Consider the following 17,219-nt stretch of genomic DNA (forward strand, 5'->3'; position numbering starts at 1 on the left):
TGCGGGGTACTTATCGTGTACAAGGGTGGTGTCCTGTCGCGAAAGACGAGCCGGAAGGTTCGAGGTCTTGGGGTAGGTTCTGCAACCGATTCGTCGAATTGTGAGTCCCTTTTGAGTCCACCCGGGCATGGAATAGACCTGCGTGTGGGCATTCTGTGGGCATTCGGGACAGTTTTGAGACAGTTTGTGCCAGTTTTCCGTTTGAATATGGCTCTTTGACGCCGCGAGAAGGGGTCACTGCAGCTCCGCTACTTCCGCATGATTCCGGGGTTAAACGGGAAAACCCCCGGAACTTCAATAAGTCCCGGGGGTCGCGAGCGGAGACGGGGGGATTCGAACCCCCGGTCCGGTTTAACCCAGACCCTTCATTAGCAGTGAAGTCCAATCGGCCACTCTGGCACGTCTCCACGTTGCCCCGATAAAAGGGCAACATCCCATAGCTTAGCCGAGGGCACGCGCTCACATCAAAGTGAACACCCGCCGCTAGCCGGTCACGTGTCCGTTCACGCTAGTTAAACGCGGGCCGAAAAACCATTAGCTGCGGGTCATCGCGTCCCAGATGAAGCTGTAGCTTCGGGCAGCGGTGCGGGCCGCCGATGCGTGGTCAACTGAACCTGAATGTCCGCCATCCACTTCCTCGTGGTACCACGCGTTACGGTGGCCAAGCTCCTCAAGCAACGCATAGAAGTGGCGGGCCTGGACGGGGCCTACGCGGTCGTCGGACGCTGTGGTCCACACCAGCAGTTCAGGCCACGCAACATCACGGGTATCGTCGGCGGTGTCAGCGAGCCGGTGCGTCGCCGAAATATCGCGCAGATGCTCAACATCCGCTGGAACATCGGGATCGCCGTATTCAGCGATCCACGAATGCCCAGCCGAAAGTTGCGTGTACCGCAACATATCCAGCAGCGGGACACCGCACGAGATCGCGCCGAACAGCTCCGGATAGCGCACATACATGTTGCCCGCGAGCAGACCACCATTAGAGCCTCCGGCCATACCCGTGAAAGCCGGGGAAGAAACGCCGCGCTCGTGAAGATCGCGAACCACGGCGGCGAGATCCTCGTACGCGCGCGGTCGATTCTCGCGCAAAGCTGCCGCGTGCCACTCCGGGCCGTACTCGCCGCCACCACGGATGTTCGCGACCACAAATGCTGGAGCCCGGCCTTCACTCGTGCGGCGCTCAAGCCAGCCGCGTCCCACCGCTGCGGAGTAGCCAGGCGTACGGGATACCCGGAAACCGCCATAAGCGCTCACATACACCGGCGTCTTACCGTCCAGCGGCGCATCCTTCGGAGCGATCAAGAAATACGGGACGCGCGTCCCATCATCAGACACCGCGAAATGCTGCGAAACCTCGTGCACGCTCGCATCGAAACGCTCCGGAGCAACCCCGATGACTCGCCAGCCAGCGCCGCTGTCAGAGCCGGCCTCAGCGGCGCCGCCAGAATCAGCAGCGCCGCTACCACCAGCGTTACCGGCGGTCGCGAGCGAACCCAGCTGCAGCGTCGGAGGCTGGAGGAACCCTTCCGAAACCATCCAGATGTCGTCGCTGTTTTCCTCATCGAATGGCCACATGCTTACCGACGACAATTCAGGAACGCCAGGCAGCTCGGTCACGGCCCAGTTGTTGCGCGGGTCCAAACGCACAACGCGGGAAGCAATGTCCTTCATGATGACTGCGAAGCCGAAGTTCTTAGTGAAACCCACCGCCTGAACAGACTCAGACTCCTCGGGCACAAGCACGGCACGCAAGCCGGAACGCTCACCAGCGAGCCACTCCGCGGCCTTGACCACCAACACCGTACCGGCCGGGTAGGTCTGCCCGCCTACCTCCCATGTGCTCATCGGGCGGATCAGCAGCCAGTCCTGATAGAAACCAACGCGGGCGTCCCCTGGGGCACCGATCTTCTGAACCCCAGCCCCGTCGCGCATATCCACGTAGTTCGTGCCCGTGAAGAAGTCCTCCGAATCCCGGAACACGGTCTTCTCAAAACCCGGGGTCGTGTCCACACCAGCGCCAGCCGAAACGTGGCTCGCGTCGATCTCGAACACAACCTCCGCATCCGCCAGATCCTGCCCGCGGCGCACCTGACGCACACACCGCGCATAGGTCGAACGGGTCGCATCGTCCTCGCCCGTCACCGTGGAAACCAAGAACGAATCATCAAAACCCCAGCTCACGGACGTCTTCGCCAACGGCAACTCCAAGCCGCCTTCCACGAACTCGCGGTCCACCGCATCGAACTCGCGGACCACCACCGCGTCACCACCATCAGGGGAGAGTACCACCAACGCTCGCCGCGGCTGCCCGCCCGGCTTCGGTTCCCACGAGGCGCCACGCCACACCCAGTTCACGCCCTCATCGGCGCTCAGCTCATCGAGGTCCAGCAACGTCTCCCACTGCGGAGTCCCAGCAACATACGAATCCCAGTCCGTGGTGCGCCAGATCCCACGCGGATGCTCGGCATCCTGCCAGAAGTTCGTGTGGAACTCACCGTGCTTGCTCACAGCAATGAGCCGGTCTTCAGCATCCATCGCCTCTTGGATCCGCGCCACCACCCGATCATGCTCGTCAGAAGCAAGGTGCGCGTCGGTCGCTTCAGTGCGCTCCGCCGCCCAAGCGAGTGCCTCCTCGCCGCGGATCTCGTCCAAAAAAGAATGAATATGCGTCAGATCAGTCGGTTTAGTCACAGCCTAAGAATACGTTGAAGTGATAGAGATAAATACATGGAACAAGCAACAGATCATGCTCAGGATGCAGGCCTTCTTCGCGTCGTCGTGATTGGCGCTGGCCCGCGTGGAACCTCGGTGGTGGAGCGTCTCGCGCTCGCCGCGGCAGGGCGTCAGGCGTGGGCTCCGGCTGATTTGTTGATTGATGACGACGACGGTGGCACCCTGGACACGCGGCCGTTGCGTATCGATGTGGTTGATCCGTGCCCTCCGGGTTCTGGCAGGGTATGGGATCCGGGGCAGTCGCGGAACTTGTGGATGAACACGCCGTCGATGTTCCCTACGGTTGCGCCGGAACGGCCGGCTGGCGTGGGGCGGGCTGAGCATCCGGGGCTGAGTTTTGAGCAGTTCCGTCTGTCTGGTGGCGATGGCGCCGAGTTGAGTGAGGTCGAGCGGGCTGAGCTCGAGGCGTTGGGGTCTGGCAGTTTCCCTCCGCGCCCACTGTACGGCCGGTATTTGCAACACGTGTGGGAGGGTGTTGCCGCCCAGCTCGATGGTTTGGGTCATGTGGATGGGCCGCATGTTCACGCTACGTTGGCGGTATCGGTTGATCCGCACGTGGGTGGTGGTTACCGGGTCGTGTTGGGTTCGGGTCAGGTCTTGTATGCGGACCGTGTGGTTCTGGCTGTTGGGCACGTTCCTGCCCGGATTTCACCTGAGCAGGAAGCCGTAGGGTCGGCGTGCGCATCGCATCCGGGCACGCACTATGTTCCGCCGCATGTTTCCACTGACGTCGACTACAGCGCGCTCCCTGCCGGGCAGAACGTCCTGGTTCGCGGCATGGGCCTGAACTTTTTCGACCTCATGGCTGAAGTCACGTTGAGCCGTGGAGGCCGTTTCGAGGAGACCGGCGGCCCTGCAGGCCAAGCGCTGAAATACATCCCCAGCGGCAAGGAACCCATCCTCATCGCCGGCTCGCGGCGCGGAACCCCGTACCGCGCTAAAGCGGCGATCCCAGCGTTCATCCCGCAGGGCATCGAACTCAAGTTCTTCACGTATGAGCGCATCGTTGAGGCTGCGGAGAAGGGCGCGACCGGCCGTCTGCCGGGCACCGTGGACTTTGAACGTCACGTGTGGCCGTTGCTGAATCGCGACGTGATCCGCACCTACTACAACGAGCTCGCCGCGGCGCCCGAGGTGTTCGAATCCACCCCATCTGTGTTCCTGGACGAGCTGGACGAGATCCTTGCCGCCCCGACCGACATCGGCGATGAAGTGTGGGTCCTGAAGCTCAAGGATGCGCTGGCTCGCGCGCTCCCGGACCGTGAACTGTTCGATATCCGCGCTTTGGCCCGTCCGTGGTCAGGGCACGGCGCGATTACCGCCGAGGCGTACCGCGCCGCAACCATCGAGATGCTGGAAAGCGATGTCGCGGCCGCGTCCTTGGGTACGGGTTCGCCGCTGCACATGGCGATCGGTGCACTGCACGCAGGCCGCATGATCGTGAAGCGATTGATCGCCGAAGGGTACATCGACGAACGTTCCGTCGCCGCCCAGGTGCGCGGCTGGTTTGAGCCTCTCGTTGAAGGGTTGGCTTCGGGTCCGCCTTTGGAGCGCATCGAGCAGATGGTTGCTCTGATGCGCGCCGGGATCGTTGAGGTTCTGGGCCCTGAGCCGTCCTACACCTACGATGCGGAGGCCCGCTTGTTCCGTGCTGTGTCGCCATGGGTGGGTGGCGCGGAGCCGGAGGCGACGTGGATGGTTGAGGCGATGATGCCGGCCAACCGTGTTGCGATCACGGATTCGCCGCTGTTGCGTTCGATGCTGGCATCGGGTCTGGCACGTCCGCGTGTGCGCATCACCGATGATGGCGAGCAGGTTCCCGGCTCTGGTCTTGATGTTGAGGGCGCCGATTACCGTGTGGTCGGCACGAGTGGTGCCGCCGCCGATGGCGTGCACGTGCTTGGTCTGCAGTTGTCCTCGGTGCAGTGGGGGACTGCGATCGCGGCCGAGGCCGGCGGTGACCCGCACGTGGGTGCCCGGACGCTCGCGGACGCGGAAACAATCGCCCGCTCCATCTTGCTGGCCTAGTCCCGCGGTTTAAAGCGGAAAACCCCGGAATCTCTACGATCCCGGGGTTACGCCAGCGGAGGGTAAGGGATTCGAACCCTTGGTACGGGGTTACCGCACAATGGTTTTCAAGACCATCTCCTTCGGCCGCTCGGACAACCCTCCAACATCGCTCGAGTTTATCGCATGCTTCCGTCAACTCTGTATTCGTGTCAGTCTGGTGTGTATGTGCGCTGATCGTGAGTCCAATACATCCTCCGCGGCAACCCCTGCCGATGCGGCCCCTCCCACTGAGATGACGGTGGTTTCTTTTGATGGCGCGGGCGGCCCTGAGGTGATCCGGGTCGGCCGCGGCGCGGTTCCGGTTCCTGGCCCGGGTGAGGTGTTGATCCGCGTGCATGCGTGTGGCGTGAACCCGGCTGATGTTTCGCAGCGGGAGGGGAATTACCGCCCTCCGAAAGGCGCGTCAGAGGTCCCGGGGCTTGAGGTCGCCGGTGAGGTGGTCGGTCACGGTCGCGGTGTGAATGCCGATGTGTGGCCTCTGGGGGAGCGCGTGGTTGCGCTGATCGATGCGGGCGGCTATGCGGAGTATGCGACCGCTCCGGTCGCGCAGGTTTTGCGGGTTCCTCGCGGCATCAGCTTGGTCGATGCTGCCGCGTTGATTGAGGTTGCGGCAACCGTGTATTCGAACCTCGTGATGACCACCCGACTCCAGGCCGGCGAGACCGTTCTGGTGCACGGCGCATCGGGCGGTATCGGAACGTTCGCGGTGCAGTGGCTTTCCGCGTGCGGACATACGGTCTATGCCACCGCATCGACGGCTGAGAAGTGCCAGTGGGCTCGCGATCGCGGCGCAGCTGAGGCGATCAACTACAAAGACGAAGACTTTGTTGAGCGCATCAAGCACCTCACCGACGGCCGCGGGGTGGATGTTGTGCTCGATGTCGTCGGTGGCGCATACCTGGACCGTAATTTGAGGTGTTTAGCTACTGATGGCCGGCTGGTCACGATCGGTTTGGTCGGTGGCCGTAAAGCTGAGCTAGATATGGGTCGGATGATGGTTAAGCGGCTTTCGGTGCACGGGACAACGTTGCGTGCACGGCCCGCGGATCAGAAGGCCGTGATCGTTGCCGCGGTGGGTCAGCATGTGTGGCCTTTGATCGCCGACGGGCGGGTCACGGTGCCGGTTGACGCTCGCTTCCCGCTGGAGCAAGCAAAGGAAGCACATGAATATCTGGCCAGAAAAGAGCATTACGGAAAAATTGTCTTAACGACGCTGTCCGGGCATCGGGCGTAATGTGTCATGTACAAATCATCACGAGTGCCTAGTGAATGAGGTTTCTAATGTCCACAACCTCCGACGAGGTTCAGCAGCCACCGGCGTATGTTGATCCTGACGTCCTAGAAGCTGAGGAACGTAAATGGACGCCAACCCGCATCATTGTGTGGGTCGGCGTCGCTCTTTTGGGTGCTGTCGGTTGGGGCGCTATCGCGCTCGGCCGCGGCGAACCGATTAACGCCGTATGGCTGGTTTTCGCGGCCGTCGGTACCTACCTGATCGCGTACCGCTTCTATGCAAAGTACATCGAGCGTAAGGTCGCTAAGCCTGATGACCGCAGGGCAACCCCGGCGGAAGTGAAGAATAACGGCCAGGACTACATGCCGACTGACCGTCGCGTCTTGTATGGCCACCACTTCGCTGCGATCGCGGGCGCTGGCCCGCTGGTTGGCCCGGTTCTGGCGGCCCAGATGGGTTACCTGCCTGGCACGATTTGGATCATCGTCGGTGTGATTCTCGCCGGCGCGGTTCAGGACTACCTCGTACTGTTCTTCTCGATGCGTTCCGGCGCGGTTTCGCTGGGTCAGATGGCTCGCCAGCAGCTGGGTCGTTTCGCTGGTACGGCGGCGATCATCGCGACCGTGTTCATCATGACGATCATCGTAGCGATCCTCGCGCTCGTCGTCGTGAACGCTCTGGGCGAGTCCGCGTGGGGTCTCTACTCGGTTGGCCTGACCATCCCGATCGCACTTTTCATGGGTATCTACCTGCGCTTCTTGCGCCCGGGCAAGGTCATGGAAGTTTCCATCATCGGTTTCGTGCTGTTGATGTTCGCCATCATCTCTGGCCGCTGGGTCGCTGAATCCGAGTGGGGCGCTTCGTTCTTCCACCTGGATAAGACCACGATCGCCTGGATGATCATCATCTACGGTTTCGTCGCCGCTGTCCTTCCAGTGTGGCTGCTACTCGCGCCGCGCGACTACTTGTCGACGTTCATGAAGATCGGTGTGATCGCGCTGCTTGCGGTCGCGATTGTTGTGGTGCGCCCGATGCTGGATGCGCCTGCCGTATCGATGTTCGCCTCGGTCGAAAATGGGCCAGTGGTATCGGGTAAGTTGTTCCCGTTCCTGTTCGTGACGATTGCGTGTGGTGCCCTATCTGGCTTCCACGCTTTGATCTCCTCGGGTACCACGCCTAAGCTCGTTGAGAAGGAACGCCAGACCCGCTTCCTGGGTTACGGCGGCATGCTCATGGAGTCGTTTATCGCGATCATGGCGCTCGTTTGTGCCCTCGTGATCGACCGCGGCGTGTACTTCGCTATGAACTCGGGTGCCGGTCTCACGGGCGGCACAGTGGAAGGCGCGGTCCAGTTCGTGAACTCGCTCGGCTTGGTCGGTGCGACCGAGCTGACACCGAACATGCTGACCGAGCTTGCCAACAACGTCGGTGAAGAATCTGTCGTATCCCGTACAGGTGGCGCCCCGACGCTCGCGGTGGGTCTCGCCTACATCATGCAGCAATGGTTCGGCGGCATCTCAATGATGGGCTTCTGGTACCACTTCGCGATCATGTTCGAGGCCCTGTTCATCCTCACCGCTGTGGACGCCGGTACCCGTACCGCCCGCTTCATGCTGCAGGACGCGTTCGGTAACTACATCCCTAAGTTCAAGGACATGTCGTGGAAACCGGGCGTCTGGATAACCACCGCGATCATGGTCGGCCTATGGGGCTACATCTTGATCTTGGGTGTCACTGACCCGCTCGGCGGTATTAACACGTTCTTCCCGCTGTTCGGTATCTCTAACCAGCTGCTGGCCGCGATCGCGTTGGCGATCGTCATGGCTATCGTGGCGAAGAAGCAACGCTTCAAGCACATCTGGGTCGTTGTCTTGCCGATGGCATTCGCCACGGTGATTACGATGTACGCCTCGCTTTTGAAGATCTTCTCGCCTAACCCTTCGGTCGGCTACTGGGCTAACCACTTCAAATACAAGGAAGCGCTCGCCGCGGGCGAGACGAGCCTCGGCACCGCCAATAGCGTTGAAGCGATGAACGCAGTTGTTCGCAACACGTTCGTCCAGGGTTCGCTTTCGATCCTGTTCATGCTGCTGGCGGCTATCGTGATCACGGCTTCGACCATCGTCACGATCAAGGCTTACCGCCACGGCAAGGTCGTGGATCCGTTCGAGGTTGAGGACGTTGAGTCCCAGTACTACGCTCCGAGCGGTCTGATCGCTTCGAAGTCCGAGCGCGAGCTCGAGAAGCGCTGGCAGGAATACGACGAGAAGGTCGCTGCCGGGGGCGCTCCACGGAAGGAGTGACGTGCTCTCATGAGCCAGGTCATCGCATCAGTAACTGAGTTCCTCCGGAAGTCCGGCCGCTACTTCAGCGGTGTCGTCGGTGCAGATAAGTACCAGCGCTACGTTGAGCATTTTCGCCGGGCACATCCGGGCGAGGAGCCGCTCAGCGAGAAAGACTGGTGGCGCCAGTACCACGACTTCCAGGACAAAAACCCTGGAGCTCGCTGTTGCTGAGCGGCTACCGCTGACCACAGTTGCTGAGCCGCTGCCGTTGAGGCTTAGCACGCTCAAACCAGCTATCTTGGGTGCATGCGTGAGTTTTTCAAAAGCATGTTCGGGAACCCCGACCGCAAGGACACTAAAGAGCTGGGCGAGGGCGTGTGGCGCTCCGACTATTGGCGGTTTCGGCGCGCGGTAGACCGCATGCACCAGGTTCTGGAGCAGGCTCAATCCGACAGCGCGTATAGCGTGATCCTCACGTACGCGGACGAGGTGGGCGACCATCTTGACCGCGTACGTGAGGTGGCACGTAGAGCGCACGCCGCGTTCCCGTCGTCGGGGGACCACGTTCCTGCGGCAGCGATGGATGTCCACAACGCGCTCACCAAAGCGGCCACACACGCGGCGACGCTCGCGCAGTCTGCGGCGATGCTCGGCTGGGGCACAGCAACGGAAGCTTCGGAAGCCGGGTGCCTCTCCGTGGCGCAAGAGAACCTGGACCGTAAGAGCGGGGCAGTGGACTCTCAGATCAGCAAGGCGGAAACCGCCCTGCAAGAAGCGCTGCAAGGGACATAGATAAAGCTCAATAAGCAATGCAAAAGGTTCGGGGCCGCACCAATACTGGTACGGCCCCGAACCTTTCTGTGAGAGCCCCCTGCCGGAATCGAACCGGCGACCTTTTCATTACGAGTGAAACGCTCTACCGACTGAGCTAAGGAGGCCTGGCGGTGAACCGCCGGCATACACAAAGGTGCATGCCACGAGTCGAAACTCTATCGGTTCACAGCGCCGCGGTCAAAACGAGTCCGCAACCCTTCAGTTGCTAACAGTTGCTAGCACGAAGTTTTGCTCGGCATTTCCCCCTGGGTCAGGTACTTGTCGACGCCCGCTGTAACGCACATGTTGGAACGTCCGTAAGCGGTGTGGCCCCATCCGTCCCAGGTGAGCAGGGTCGAACCTGGAAGCTGCTTCTGCAGGCTCTCAGCCCAGTGGTACGGGGTTGCAGGGTCGTGCTTGGTGCCAACCACCAAAACTGGCGGGATCTCGTCAGACACCGTGAACTTATCCTGCGCGGCTGCACCGGCGTTAGGCCAGCCGGCACAACCATCGCTCTCGCTGAGTGCCTCCCCATAGAACGGAGCTTCCTTAGCGAACTTCTTGCGGGATTCTTGACGCGACTCCTCGGTGAGCTCCGGGAGCTTGTAGTCCATGCAGTTGTAAGCGCGGAATGCCTCGCTCGAGTTGGTCCTGTAAGTTCCGTCCATCTCGCGGTCGTTCGAAAGATCCCACAAGAACACCAGGCCCGATGGGTCCTTCTGCTTGATCGCAAGGTTCAGCGCCTCAGTTAGCATCTCGTGGGCAGCCGGCTCGTACATCGGCAAGAGGATCGCTTCGAACGCGGCGGCACCGGTGAGCTGGCGGCCATCATCGATCTTGAGCGGCTTGGCATCCCACTCGTTGATCCAGTAGGTGAGCTTCTTACGGCCATCCGCAACATCACCATCGAACCAGCAGTTTGTTTGCTGAGCGCACGACTCCAGGTAATGGTCCAGGCTCTCTTCGAAGGACTTCGCCTGATCCAACGCGACCTCTTCAATGCCAAGCGATGGGTCCATCGCCGCATCGAGCACCATGCGTCCAGCGTTGCCCGGGAACATCGACAAGTACTGGGCTCCAAGCTTGGTGCCGTACGAATAACCGAGGTAATCGAGCTTCTCTTCGCCCAGCGCCGCGCGGAGGATATCCATGTCGTGTGCGGAGTTCGGCGTCGTGATCTGGCTCAGAAGTTCTTCCGGCTTAGTTTTCTGCTTGCACTTGACCACATCGGCTTCTGCGGCTTTCTTGATTTCGTCAACGCTCTTATCGTCGTTGCTCGGCATGCGTGAATCGGACATCTGCTGGTCACGGTCTTCGTCCGTGAAGCAGTTCACGGACGTGGATTGGCCCACACCGCGCGGATCGAAACCTACGATGTCGTAGTTCTTGAGGAGGGTACGCGAGAACATCATGGTGGCTGAGTCTTTGACCATGTTGACGCCCGAGCCGCCCGGCCCGCCAGGGTTAACAACGAGGCTGCGTTCTGATTTCTCGGTTGCCTTCGCGCGGATCAGCGCGAGCGTGATGGAACCCTCGTCCGGCTTCTCATAGTTCAAAGGAACTGTGAGTTCGCCGCATTCGAAGTCGTCGCAGTTCTTCCAGTCGATCTTCTGCTCGTAGAAAGACTTGAGCCCCTCGTTGCTTGCCTCGGCTGATTCGGAAGCGCTCGATGGGTCGGCTGGGGCAGGCTTGGATGCGCCACCACCGCACGCTGTCAGGGTCAACGCAATGGCGGCGGCCGCTGCACCGAACATGGTGAGGCGTCGGGGCTCACGACGGGTCTTGTGTGGGGAAGTCACGGTGTCCTCGCTGTTGTCGACGGTTGGGGGTAGGTCTTGTGATTACTAAGCGGCTTGTTATCGGCCTGCTTATTACCGGGCAACGGTACGCCCGCGTGGGTTGACAATGATCGCGGCCATGAGCGCTTCGATTGCTACCTGTGGACTCACATTACCGGCGATTCGTTCGCGCGCGGTCGCGATGTGGTCGATCGCGGCTACCGAATGGCCTGGATTGGTCGCGGTCGCGTACTGGGTCAGTTGCGGTGTCAGGTGTGCGTTGACGAGCTCTTGGTCTGTCCCGAGCTGGATCGTCAAAACGTCGCGGAAGAACGTTGTCAGATCGATCAGTGCCCGGTCTATCGAGTCTGTGGTTCCTCGCCGGCCGCGGCGTTTAGCGGCGTCGGCAAGGCGTTTGAACTCTGACCGCAACTGCCGTGGGATCGATTCCTCGGGGGAGAGGCCGAACGTTTCCCGCAACGCCGCCTCATCTGATTGCGTGCGTTCTTCAACCGAGGCCGTCGCTTCCGCCGTTGCGATCTCAACGAAATGAGCCGCCGCGGCCATCGCGTTAGCGATGTTATTGGCTCTGAACGGCGTATTCACGATGTCTTCGCGCCGCTGCCGGGCACCCTCGTCGCGAGCAAGCCGCCGAGCGACACCGATGTGGCCCTGAGACACCCGCGCCGCGAATTCTGCTTGCTCCGGCGTCAGCCCGTCCCTGCGCACCAAAAGTTCCGCAACATCGGCGTTATCTGGGATGCGCAACGTGACGTTGCGGCAACGGGAACGGATAGTGATCAAAACATCCGCGGGCGATGGCGCGCACAGGATCCACACGGTGTGTGGGGGCGGTTCTTCGATCGCTTTCAGCAAGACGTTGGTTGTGCGTTCCGTCATGCGGTCGGCGTCTTCGACGATGATGATGCGCCACCGGCCGGTCGCGGGTCGGTCATGCGCGGTATTGATGAGGTGTCGGACGTCCTCAATCGAGTAGGTCACGTTTTCTGTGGTGACCATGCTGACGTCGGGGTGGGTTCCTGCGAGCACGGTGCGGCAAGCCTGGCATTCACCGCATCCCTTTGCCGAGGGGTCCGGTTGTTCGCATTCAAGTGCCGCGGCGAAAGCCCTGGCGGCGTTGGTTCGGCCGGAACCGGGCGGTCCGGTCATGAGCCACGCGTGGGTCATTGCACCGCCGGTTGCCGCTCGTTGCAGTTGTTCAATAACGCGCTCTTGCCCCGGGAGGTCTTTCCACACGCTCATGCGTTCTCCCCAGCGCTACGGGGCATCCCGTCTAGAAGCGGGGCGGCCGCCGCATAGATTTGCTGCGCAATGTCCTCGATGCTGGCCCGCGCATCGATGACAAGGTAACGCTGCGGATCCAGGGCCGCGATGCGCTCAAACTCCTCCATGAGTGTCCCGTGGAACTCGTCGGATTCAGCTTCGATGCGGTCGCTGGTTCCCCGCTCACCTTGCCGTGCGCGTGAATCCGCTACCGGCATCGTGAGCACGATGGTGAGGTCAGGTTTCAGCCCGCGGACAGCGGGCGCGTTGATCGCGGAAACCGTTTCGAGTCCGAGTCCTCGGCCGGCACCTTGATATGCGAGAGAGGAGTCGAGGAAGCGGTCAGAGATCACGACCGATCCGTCGCGTAGCCACGGCAGGATCTTGTCGTTGACGTGAGCTGAACGCGCCGCCGCGTAGATCAGCGCTTCAGTGATGGGGTCCATCGGCGCGTAGGTCGGGTCAAGCACGATGCCGCGCAGGGCTTCGGAGACGGGTGTTCCGCCTGGCTCGCGGGTCGTCTCAACGCGGAGGCCGGCTGAACGCAGACTTTCGGCGAGGAGCCGGGCCTGGGTCGACTTGCCGGTGCCGTCGCCTCCCTCGAACACGATGAATACACCGGAGAGGTTCCGGGGTTGCTGCGTTGAATCTCCCTGCATGCCCTTAACCCTACCGTTGTAGAGGGGACCCTACCGGTGTCCAGGTGATCAGAGGTCAGCAAATTGAGGTAGCTCGAGACTAAAGGTTGGTAACACGGCCCTGTAGCCTCCGGCGGGGCGGGCAAGACCACATAGAATGGTGCACATGACTTGGGCTCTCATGACCGAATTCGTGATTTCCGTTGTGATCGACGGAATCATCTTCGTTCTCGCGCTGATCGCACTCCTGGACTGCCTCGGGCATCCTGCGGATCGTTTCCGTGTCTTCAGCAGGATGTCTAAAGGCGCATGGGCGGGAGTCCTTGCGGCAGCCGCGCTCCTAACAGGTCTTTCCTGCATCAGCGGAGTGAGCGCCCTCATGGGCACGGCCTTCGCGGCAGGCATCCTGGGTGCAGGCGGGTTCGGAATGATCCTGATCTTGGCTTCCGCGGTCTTCACCGGCGTGTACCTAGCAGGTGTTCGCCCTAACGTGTCCGGCAAGAACGGGTACGGATCGTATTAAGCCGTAGCGCCCATCGTTATCTAAACCCATCGTCATCTAAACACCTCGTCAGTTAGGCACCTCGCTCCCGCGAGGATGAAAGGCGGATCATGACTTATAAGCTGATTTTGCTTCGGCACGGTCAGAGCGAGTGGAACGAGAAGAACTTGTTCACTGGCTGGTATGACGTGACGTTGACTGAGAAGGGGCGTGCGGAAGCTAAGCGTGGCGGTGAGCTGCTCAAGGAGACCGGCAACCTGCCTGACATTCTTCACACGTCGCTTCTGACACGCGCCATCGTGACGTCCAACATCGCTTTGGAAGCCGCGGATCACGTGTGGATCCCGGTCAAGCGTTCATGGCGTCTCAACGAGCGCCACTACGGTGCGTTGCAGGGTAAGAATAAGGCTGAGGTTCTGGAGCAGTTCGGTGAGGAACAGTTCATGACCTGGCGCCGCTCTTACGACACTCCGCCGCCGGAGCTCGATGACGATTCTCCGTTCTCGCAGGCGAATGACCCGCGCTACGCCGACCTCGTTTCGATGCCTCGCACCGAGTGCCTCGAGCAGGTTCTCGAGCGCCTGCTGCCGTACTGGACTGAGCAGATTGTTCCGGACCTGAAGGCAGAAAAGACTGTTTTGGTGACCGCGCACGGTAACTCGTTGCGTGCGTTGGTCAAGCACTTGGATGGCATCTCGGATGAGGACATCGCCAAGCTCAACATCCCAACGGGTATCCCGCTGGTATACGAGCTCGATGAGAACCTCAAGCCGGTCAACCCAGGTGGTACGTACCTTGATCCCGATGCGGCAGCCGCTGAGATCGCGAACGTTGCGAACCAGGGTAAGAAGTAAGACGAACCGTCAATAGATTTGGGCCCGGTACCTGTTGCAGGTACCGGGCCCAAATCTATGCCGCGAACGGTTGCTGCGGTGTAAGTTGTCGCCGTGTGCCGCTTAGTTGAATGGCAGGTCGACGGACTCTGGCTCCCATTCGCCGGTCACGAGGTAGGTGACCTTGCGGGTTACGGAAACGCCGTGGTCGCCGAAGCGCTCGAGGTAGCGGGAGGTCAGGGTTACGTCCGCGGTGGTTTCGGCGCTTGCATCCCATTCAGGGGAAGCAACTGCGCGGAACACGGAGGAGTGCAGCTCGTCGATCTTGCGGTTCTTTTCGATGATCTGGCGTGCGAGGCTCAGGTCACGGGTGTCGAGCAGGTCGCCGAGCATGTGTGCCAGTTCGATGTCGAGCTTAGCCATGTCGGCGAAGGTCGGGACGATGCTTTCTGGAGCTACCGCGTTAGGGAAGCGGAGGCGGGCCAGCTGGGCGATGTGGCGAGCGAGATCGCCCATGCGCTCGAGGGATGCAGACATGCGCAGGGATCCGACGATCATGCGGAGGTCGGATGCGACTGGGCCCTGGAGTGCGAGGACGTCGATGGCGCGCTCGTCCAGTTCGTTCTGCATGAAGTCGATGCGAGCGTCGCCTGCGATGACTTCCTGCGCTAGTTCGGTGTCTTGGGTGGTGAATGCCTCCCATGCCTGTTCCATTGCGGTTGCAACGCGGTGGGACATGGTGATGAGGCCTTCGCCGATGGACGTCAGCTCTGCTTGGAAGACTTTGCGCACGGTTGCGGGTGTTCCTCTCGATTGTCAGACATATGCCGGGGCAGTGTGGCTGACACTGGGCACATGTGGGGGACTATGAACTATCTTCGCCCTACTAAGTATCGGGGCGGTAGGCGTTACATGAACATCAGGTGAACAGGTTGTTGGGAAGTCTATTCTCTGGTTGTTGTCTAGTTTTCCAGGGTTAGGCTCTTAGTGTGGACAATACGCAACTCATTGCCGTGATTGCAGGCCTCGTCGGCCTGCTCATTGGTGTGGGCGGAGTCCTTGCTTATAACGCATCGCAGCGTGGCAGGGTTCTCCAGCTCGCTGACGATACTCCAGACTTGCCGGATGGAGCGGCTGAAGTCTTAGGGGTTATTGGTCGTGCTTACGTTTTGGTCGATGAGGTCGACGGCGTGGTGCGGGCGAATCCTTCGGCGTACGCGTATGGCTTGGTGCGTGGCCACACGTTGGTGCATGAGGACATCGTGAAGATGATCGCGAAGGTCCGCCGCGACGGCGTGGTTCGTGAAGGCGAGTTTGAGCTTCCGCGTGGCCCTGTGGGGCAGGGGTTCATCGTGGTGCATGTTCGTATGGCGCCGCTGGGTGGCGAACATATTTTGATCCTCGCGGATGACCGCACGGAAATCACGCGTACCGCTACGATGCGCCGTGACTTTGTCGCGAACGTGTCTCACGAGTTGAAGACTCCGGTGGGTGCGGTCGGTCTGTTGGCTGAAGCCATCGAGAGCGCGGCTGACGACGAGGTTGCTGTCCGCCACTTCACCAAGCGTCTGGCGAAGGAATCGCAGCGTCTTGCGGCTTTGGTTCAGGACATCATCGAGCTTTCGCGTTTGCAGTCTGCTGACGTTGTGCAGGCCGGTGAAGAAGTCGATATGTCCAAGCTTGTGAGCGAGGCCGTGGATCGTACCGCTTTGATCGCGGGTGAGAAGAACATCGATATCAAGATCGGTGGCGTCAAGAACGCGATTGTTTACGGTGAGTCGGACTTGTTGATGACCGCGGTGCGGAACTTGATCGATAATGCGATCAGGTATTCCCCTGAGGGGACGACGGTCGGTGTCGGTATCACTGATCGCAATGGGTTGGTGTCGGTTACGGTGACTGACCAGGGGCCGGGTATTCCGGCTGATGAGCAGGAACGCGTGTTTGAGCGTTTCTACAGGCTTGATTCGGCTCGTGCCCGCTCGACTGGTGGTAGCGGGTTGGGTCTGAGTATCGTGCGGCATGTCATGGAGAGCCATGGTGGCGAGGTGACCTTGTGGTCGCAGACGGGCCAGGGCTCGACGTTCACGTTGCGCTTGCCGCGTCTAGAAAGTGAGGAAGCCCAGAGTGTTTCCTCGTCAGGTTCTAGCCTCGAGGAAACCTCGAGCGTTGAGGGAAAGTGAGTACAGCACGGTGACACGCATTCTGATTGTGGAGGATGAGGAGTCGCTCTCCGATCCGCTCCATTTTCTTTTGGAACGCGAGGGATTTGATGCCGCGGTCGCTGCTGACGGGGAAACCGCTGTTCAGGAGTTTGACCTGCATGGTGCCGACCTTGTCCTGTTGGACCTGATGCTTCCGGGGCTCCCGGGAACTGAGGTGTGCCGTCAGTTGAGGCAGCGTTCTAACGTCCCGATCATCATGTTGACGGCTAAGGACTCTGAGATCGATAAGGTCGTGGGTCTTGAGCTGGGCGCTGATGACTATGTGACTAAGCCGTACTCGTCGCGTGAATTGCTGGCTCGTATCAGGGCTGTTTTGCGTCGTCAGGGTGAGGCTGAGGAGCTGATTTCGACGACGGTGCAGGCTGGCCCGGTCCGGATGGATGTCGAGCGGCATGTGGTGACGGTGCGCGGTGAGCGCGTGCAGATGCCACTCAAGGAGTTTGAGCTTCTTGAGATGTTGTTGCGTAATGCGGGGCGTGTGATGACGCGCGGGCAGCTGATTGACCGTGTGTGGGGCTCGGATTATGTGGGCGATACGAAGACGCTTGATGTGCATGTGAAGCGTCTGCGCGCCAAGATTGAGGAGGAGCCCGGCTCGCCTGTTCACCTGGTGACGGTGCGTGGCTTGGGCTATAAGTTCGAGGCCTAAATTTGGAGGCCTCAGCGCAGGGCCTCTGAGCGCGTTGGGCCTGTCTTAAACGGTGTGGGCCGGACACTCGCTTGAGTGTCCGGCCCACACCGTTTGTTGCGCCAAACCCTGCCGCTAGCTCGGGCCAGGCCGAAGTCTTAGTGATGCTGCAGTCTTAGTGACGCTACAGCCT

At 60.7% G+C, this 17,219-nt stretch carries 14 protein-coding genes and 3 tRNA genes; 9 read left to right on the forward strand and 8 right to left on the reverse strand.

The features are described from left to right. Positions 1-318 precede the first annotated feature (318 nt). Together JOD50_RS06025 and JOD50_RS06030 are read right to left on the reverse strand one after the other, a co-directional pair. Positions 319-407: transfer RNA gene (locus tag JOD50_RS06025), tRNA-Ser, on the reverse strand. Between the two features lie 127 nt (positions 408-534). After that, positions 535-2,694: a prolyl oligopeptidase family serine peptidase gene (locus JOD50_RS06030; protein WP_204880809.1), complete on the reverse strand. Its 2,160-nt coding sequence runs from the start codon at positions 2,692-2,694 to the stop codon at positions 535-537. A gap of 36 nt (positions 2,695-2,730) precedes the next feature. Between JOD50_RS06030 and JOD50_RS06035 the strand changes: the two genes are divergently transcribed. Continuing rightward, the gene (locus JOD50_RS06035; RefSeq protein WP_204880810.1) at positions 2,731-4,764 is read left to right on the forward strand and encodes an FAD/NAD(P)-binding protein; all 2,034 of its coding nucleotides are present in this window, start codon (positions 2,731-2,733) and stop codon (positions 4,762-4,764) included. Between the two features lie 56 nt (positions 4,765-4,820). On the opposite strand, the gene JOD50_RS06040 is transcribed toward JOD50_RS06035, so the two are convergent. Then, positions 4,821-4,908: transfer RNA gene (locus JOD50_RS06040), tRNA-Ser, on the reverse strand. 130 nt (positions 4,909-5,038) lie between these two features. On the opposite strand from JOD50_RS06040, the gene JOD50_RS06045 reads away from it, so the two are divergent. The 4 genes from JOD50_RS06045 (at position 5,039) to JOD50_RS06060 (ending at position 9,117) form a co-directional block, all read left to right on the forward strand. Then, a complete protein-coding gene (locus JOD50_RS06045; protein ID WP_204881566.1) occupies positions 5,039-6,040 on the forward strand; it encodes an NAD(P)H-quinone oxidoreductase in 1,002 nt (333 codons plus the stop codon). A gap of 47 nt (positions 6,041-6,087) precedes the next feature. Beyond that, entirely contained in the window at positions 6,088-8,343 is a 2,256-nt protein-coding gene (locus JOD50_RS06050; protein WP_109303767.1) for a carbon starvation CstA family protein, read from the forward strand. Positions 8,344-8,352: 9 nt separating this feature from the next. Continuing rightward, positions 8,353-8,556, forward strand: a complete 204-nt coding sequence (locus tag JOD50_RS06055) for a YbdD/YjiX family protein (protein WP_101629921.1) — start codon at positions 8,353-8,355, stop codon at positions 8,554-8,556. A 75-nt stretch (positions 8,557-8,631) separates the two neighbouring features. Further along, positions 8,632-9,117 (forward strand): hypothetical protein, encoded by a 486-nt coding sequence (locus JOD50_RS06060; RefSeq protein ID WP_101629922.1) that lies wholly within the window; start codon positions 8,632-8,634, stop codon positions 9,115-9,117. 73 nt (positions 9,118-9,190) lie between these two features. On the opposite strand, the gene JOD50_RS06065 is transcribed toward JOD50_RS06060, so the two are convergent. The 4 genes from JOD50_RS06065 to tmk form a co-directional block, all read right to left on the reverse strand. Continuing rightward, positions 9,191-9,263: transfer RNA gene (locus JOD50_RS06065), tRNA-Thr, on the reverse strand. Between the two features lie 111 nt (positions 9,264-9,374). Continuing rightward, positions 9,375-10,937, reverse strand: coding sequence for an alpha/beta fold hydrolase (locus tag JOD50_RS06070; protein WP_204880811.1), 1,563 nt, complete (start codon positions 10,935-10,937; stop codon positions 9,375-9,377). A gap of 72 nt (positions 10,938-11,009) precedes the next feature. Next, a complete protein-coding gene (locus tag JOD50_RS06075; RefSeq protein WP_204880812.1) occupies positions 11,010-12,179 on the reverse strand; it encodes a DNA polymerase III subunit delta' in 1,170 nt (389 codons plus the stop codon). Beyond that, a complete protein-coding gene (gene tmk, locus JOD50_RS06080; protein ID WP_204880813.1) occupies positions 12,176-12,859 on the reverse strand; it encodes a dTMP kinase in 684 nt (227 codons plus the stop codon). Before tmk ends, JOD50_RS06075 begins: the two co-directional genes overlap by 4 nt. A gap of 145 nt (positions 12,860-13,004) precedes the next feature. Between tmk and JOD50_RS06085 the strand changes: the two genes are divergently transcribed. Together JOD50_RS06085 and JOD50_RS06090 are read left to right on the forward strand one after the other, a co-directional pair. After that, positions 13,005-13,361 carry a DUF2516 family protein gene (locus JOD50_RS06085; protein ID WP_204880814.1) on the forward strand — a complete coding sequence of 119 codons (357 nt, stop codon included), beginning with the start codon at positions 13,005-13,007 and terminating at the stop codon, positions 13,359-13,361. An 89-nt stretch (positions 13,362-13,450) separates the two neighbouring features. Beyond that, a complete protein-coding gene (locus JOD50_RS06090; RefSeq protein WP_101629927.1) occupies positions 13,451-14,194 on the forward strand; it encodes a phosphoglyceromutase in 744 nt (247 codons plus the stop codon). Positions 14,195-14,296: 102 nt separating this feature from the next. Here JOD50_RS06090 and phoU read toward each other — a convergent pair whose 3' ends face one another. Next, positions 14,297-14,965 carry a phosphate signaling complex protein PhoU gene (phoU, locus tag JOD50_RS06095; protein WP_101629928.1) on the reverse strand — a complete coding sequence of 223 codons (669 nt, stop codon included), beginning with the start codon at positions 14,963-14,965 and terminating at the stop codon, positions 14,297-14,299. A 197-nt stretch (positions 14,966-15,162) separates the two neighbouring features. Between phoU and JOD50_RS06100 the strand changes: the two genes are divergently transcribed. Both JOD50_RS06100 and JOD50_RS06105 read left to right on the forward strand, forming a co-directional pair. Then, positions 15,163-16,356, forward strand: coding sequence for an ATP-binding protein (locus JOD50_RS06100; RefSeq protein WP_180754706.1), 1,194 nt, complete (start codon positions 15,163-15,165; stop codon positions 16,354-16,356). A 10-nt stretch (positions 16,357-16,366) separates the two neighbouring features. Beyond that, positions 16,367-17,047 carry a response regulator transcription factor gene (locus JOD50_RS06105; RefSeq protein WP_101629929.1) on the forward strand — a complete coding sequence of 227 codons (681 nt, stop codon included), beginning with the start codon at positions 16,367-16,369 and terminating at the stop codon, positions 17,045-17,047. Positions 17,048-17,219: the final 172 nt, after the last annotated feature.

The sequence above is a fragment of the Pseudoglutamicibacter cumminsii genome, from assembly GCF_016907775.1.
Taxonomy (GTDB): Bacteria; Actinomycetota; Actinomycetes; order Actinomycetales; family Micrococcaceae; genus Pseudoglutamicibacter; species Pseudoglutamicibacter cumminsii.

Excerpts from the sequence above, each read along its gene's own strand:
- JOD50_RS06050 (WP_109303767.1), top strand. The coding sequence starts at position 6,088 with ATGTCCACAACCTCCGACGAGGTTCAGCAGCCACCGGCGTATGTTGAT.
- JOD50_RS06090 (WP_101629927.1), top strand. The coding sequence starts at position 13,451 with ATGACTTATAAGCTGATTTTGCTTCGGCACGGTCAGAGCGAGTGGAAC.
- JOD50_RS06075 (WP_204880812.1), bottom strand. The coding sequence starts at position 12,179 with ATGAGCGTGTGGAAAGACCTCCCGGGGCAAGAGCGCGTTATTGAACAA.
- JOD50_RS06085 (WP_204880814.1), top strand. The coding sequence starts at position 13,005 with ATGACTTGGGCTCTCATGACCGAATTCGTGATTTCCGTTGTGATCGAC.
- JOD50_RS06045 (WP_204881566.1), top strand. The coding sequence starts at position 5,039 with ATGACGGTGGTTTCTTTTGATGGCGCGGGCGGCCCTGAGGTGATCCGG.
- JOD50_RS06055 (WP_101629921.1), top strand. The coding sequence starts at position 8,353 with ATGAGCCAGGTCATCGCATCAGTAACTGAGTTCCTCCGGAAGTCCGGC.
- JOD50_RS06035 (WP_204880810.1), top strand. The coding sequence starts at position 2,731 with ATGGAACAAGCAACAGATCATGCTCAGGATGCAGGCCTTCTTCGCGTC.
- JOD50_RS06060 (WP_101629922.1), top strand. The coding sequence starts at position 8,632 with ATGCGTGAGTTTTTCAAAAGCATGTTCGGGAACCCCGACCGCAAGGAC.
- tmk (WP_204880813.1), bottom strand. The coding sequence starts at position 12,859 with ATGCAGGGAGATTCAACGCAGCAACCCCGGAACCTCTCCGGTGTATTC.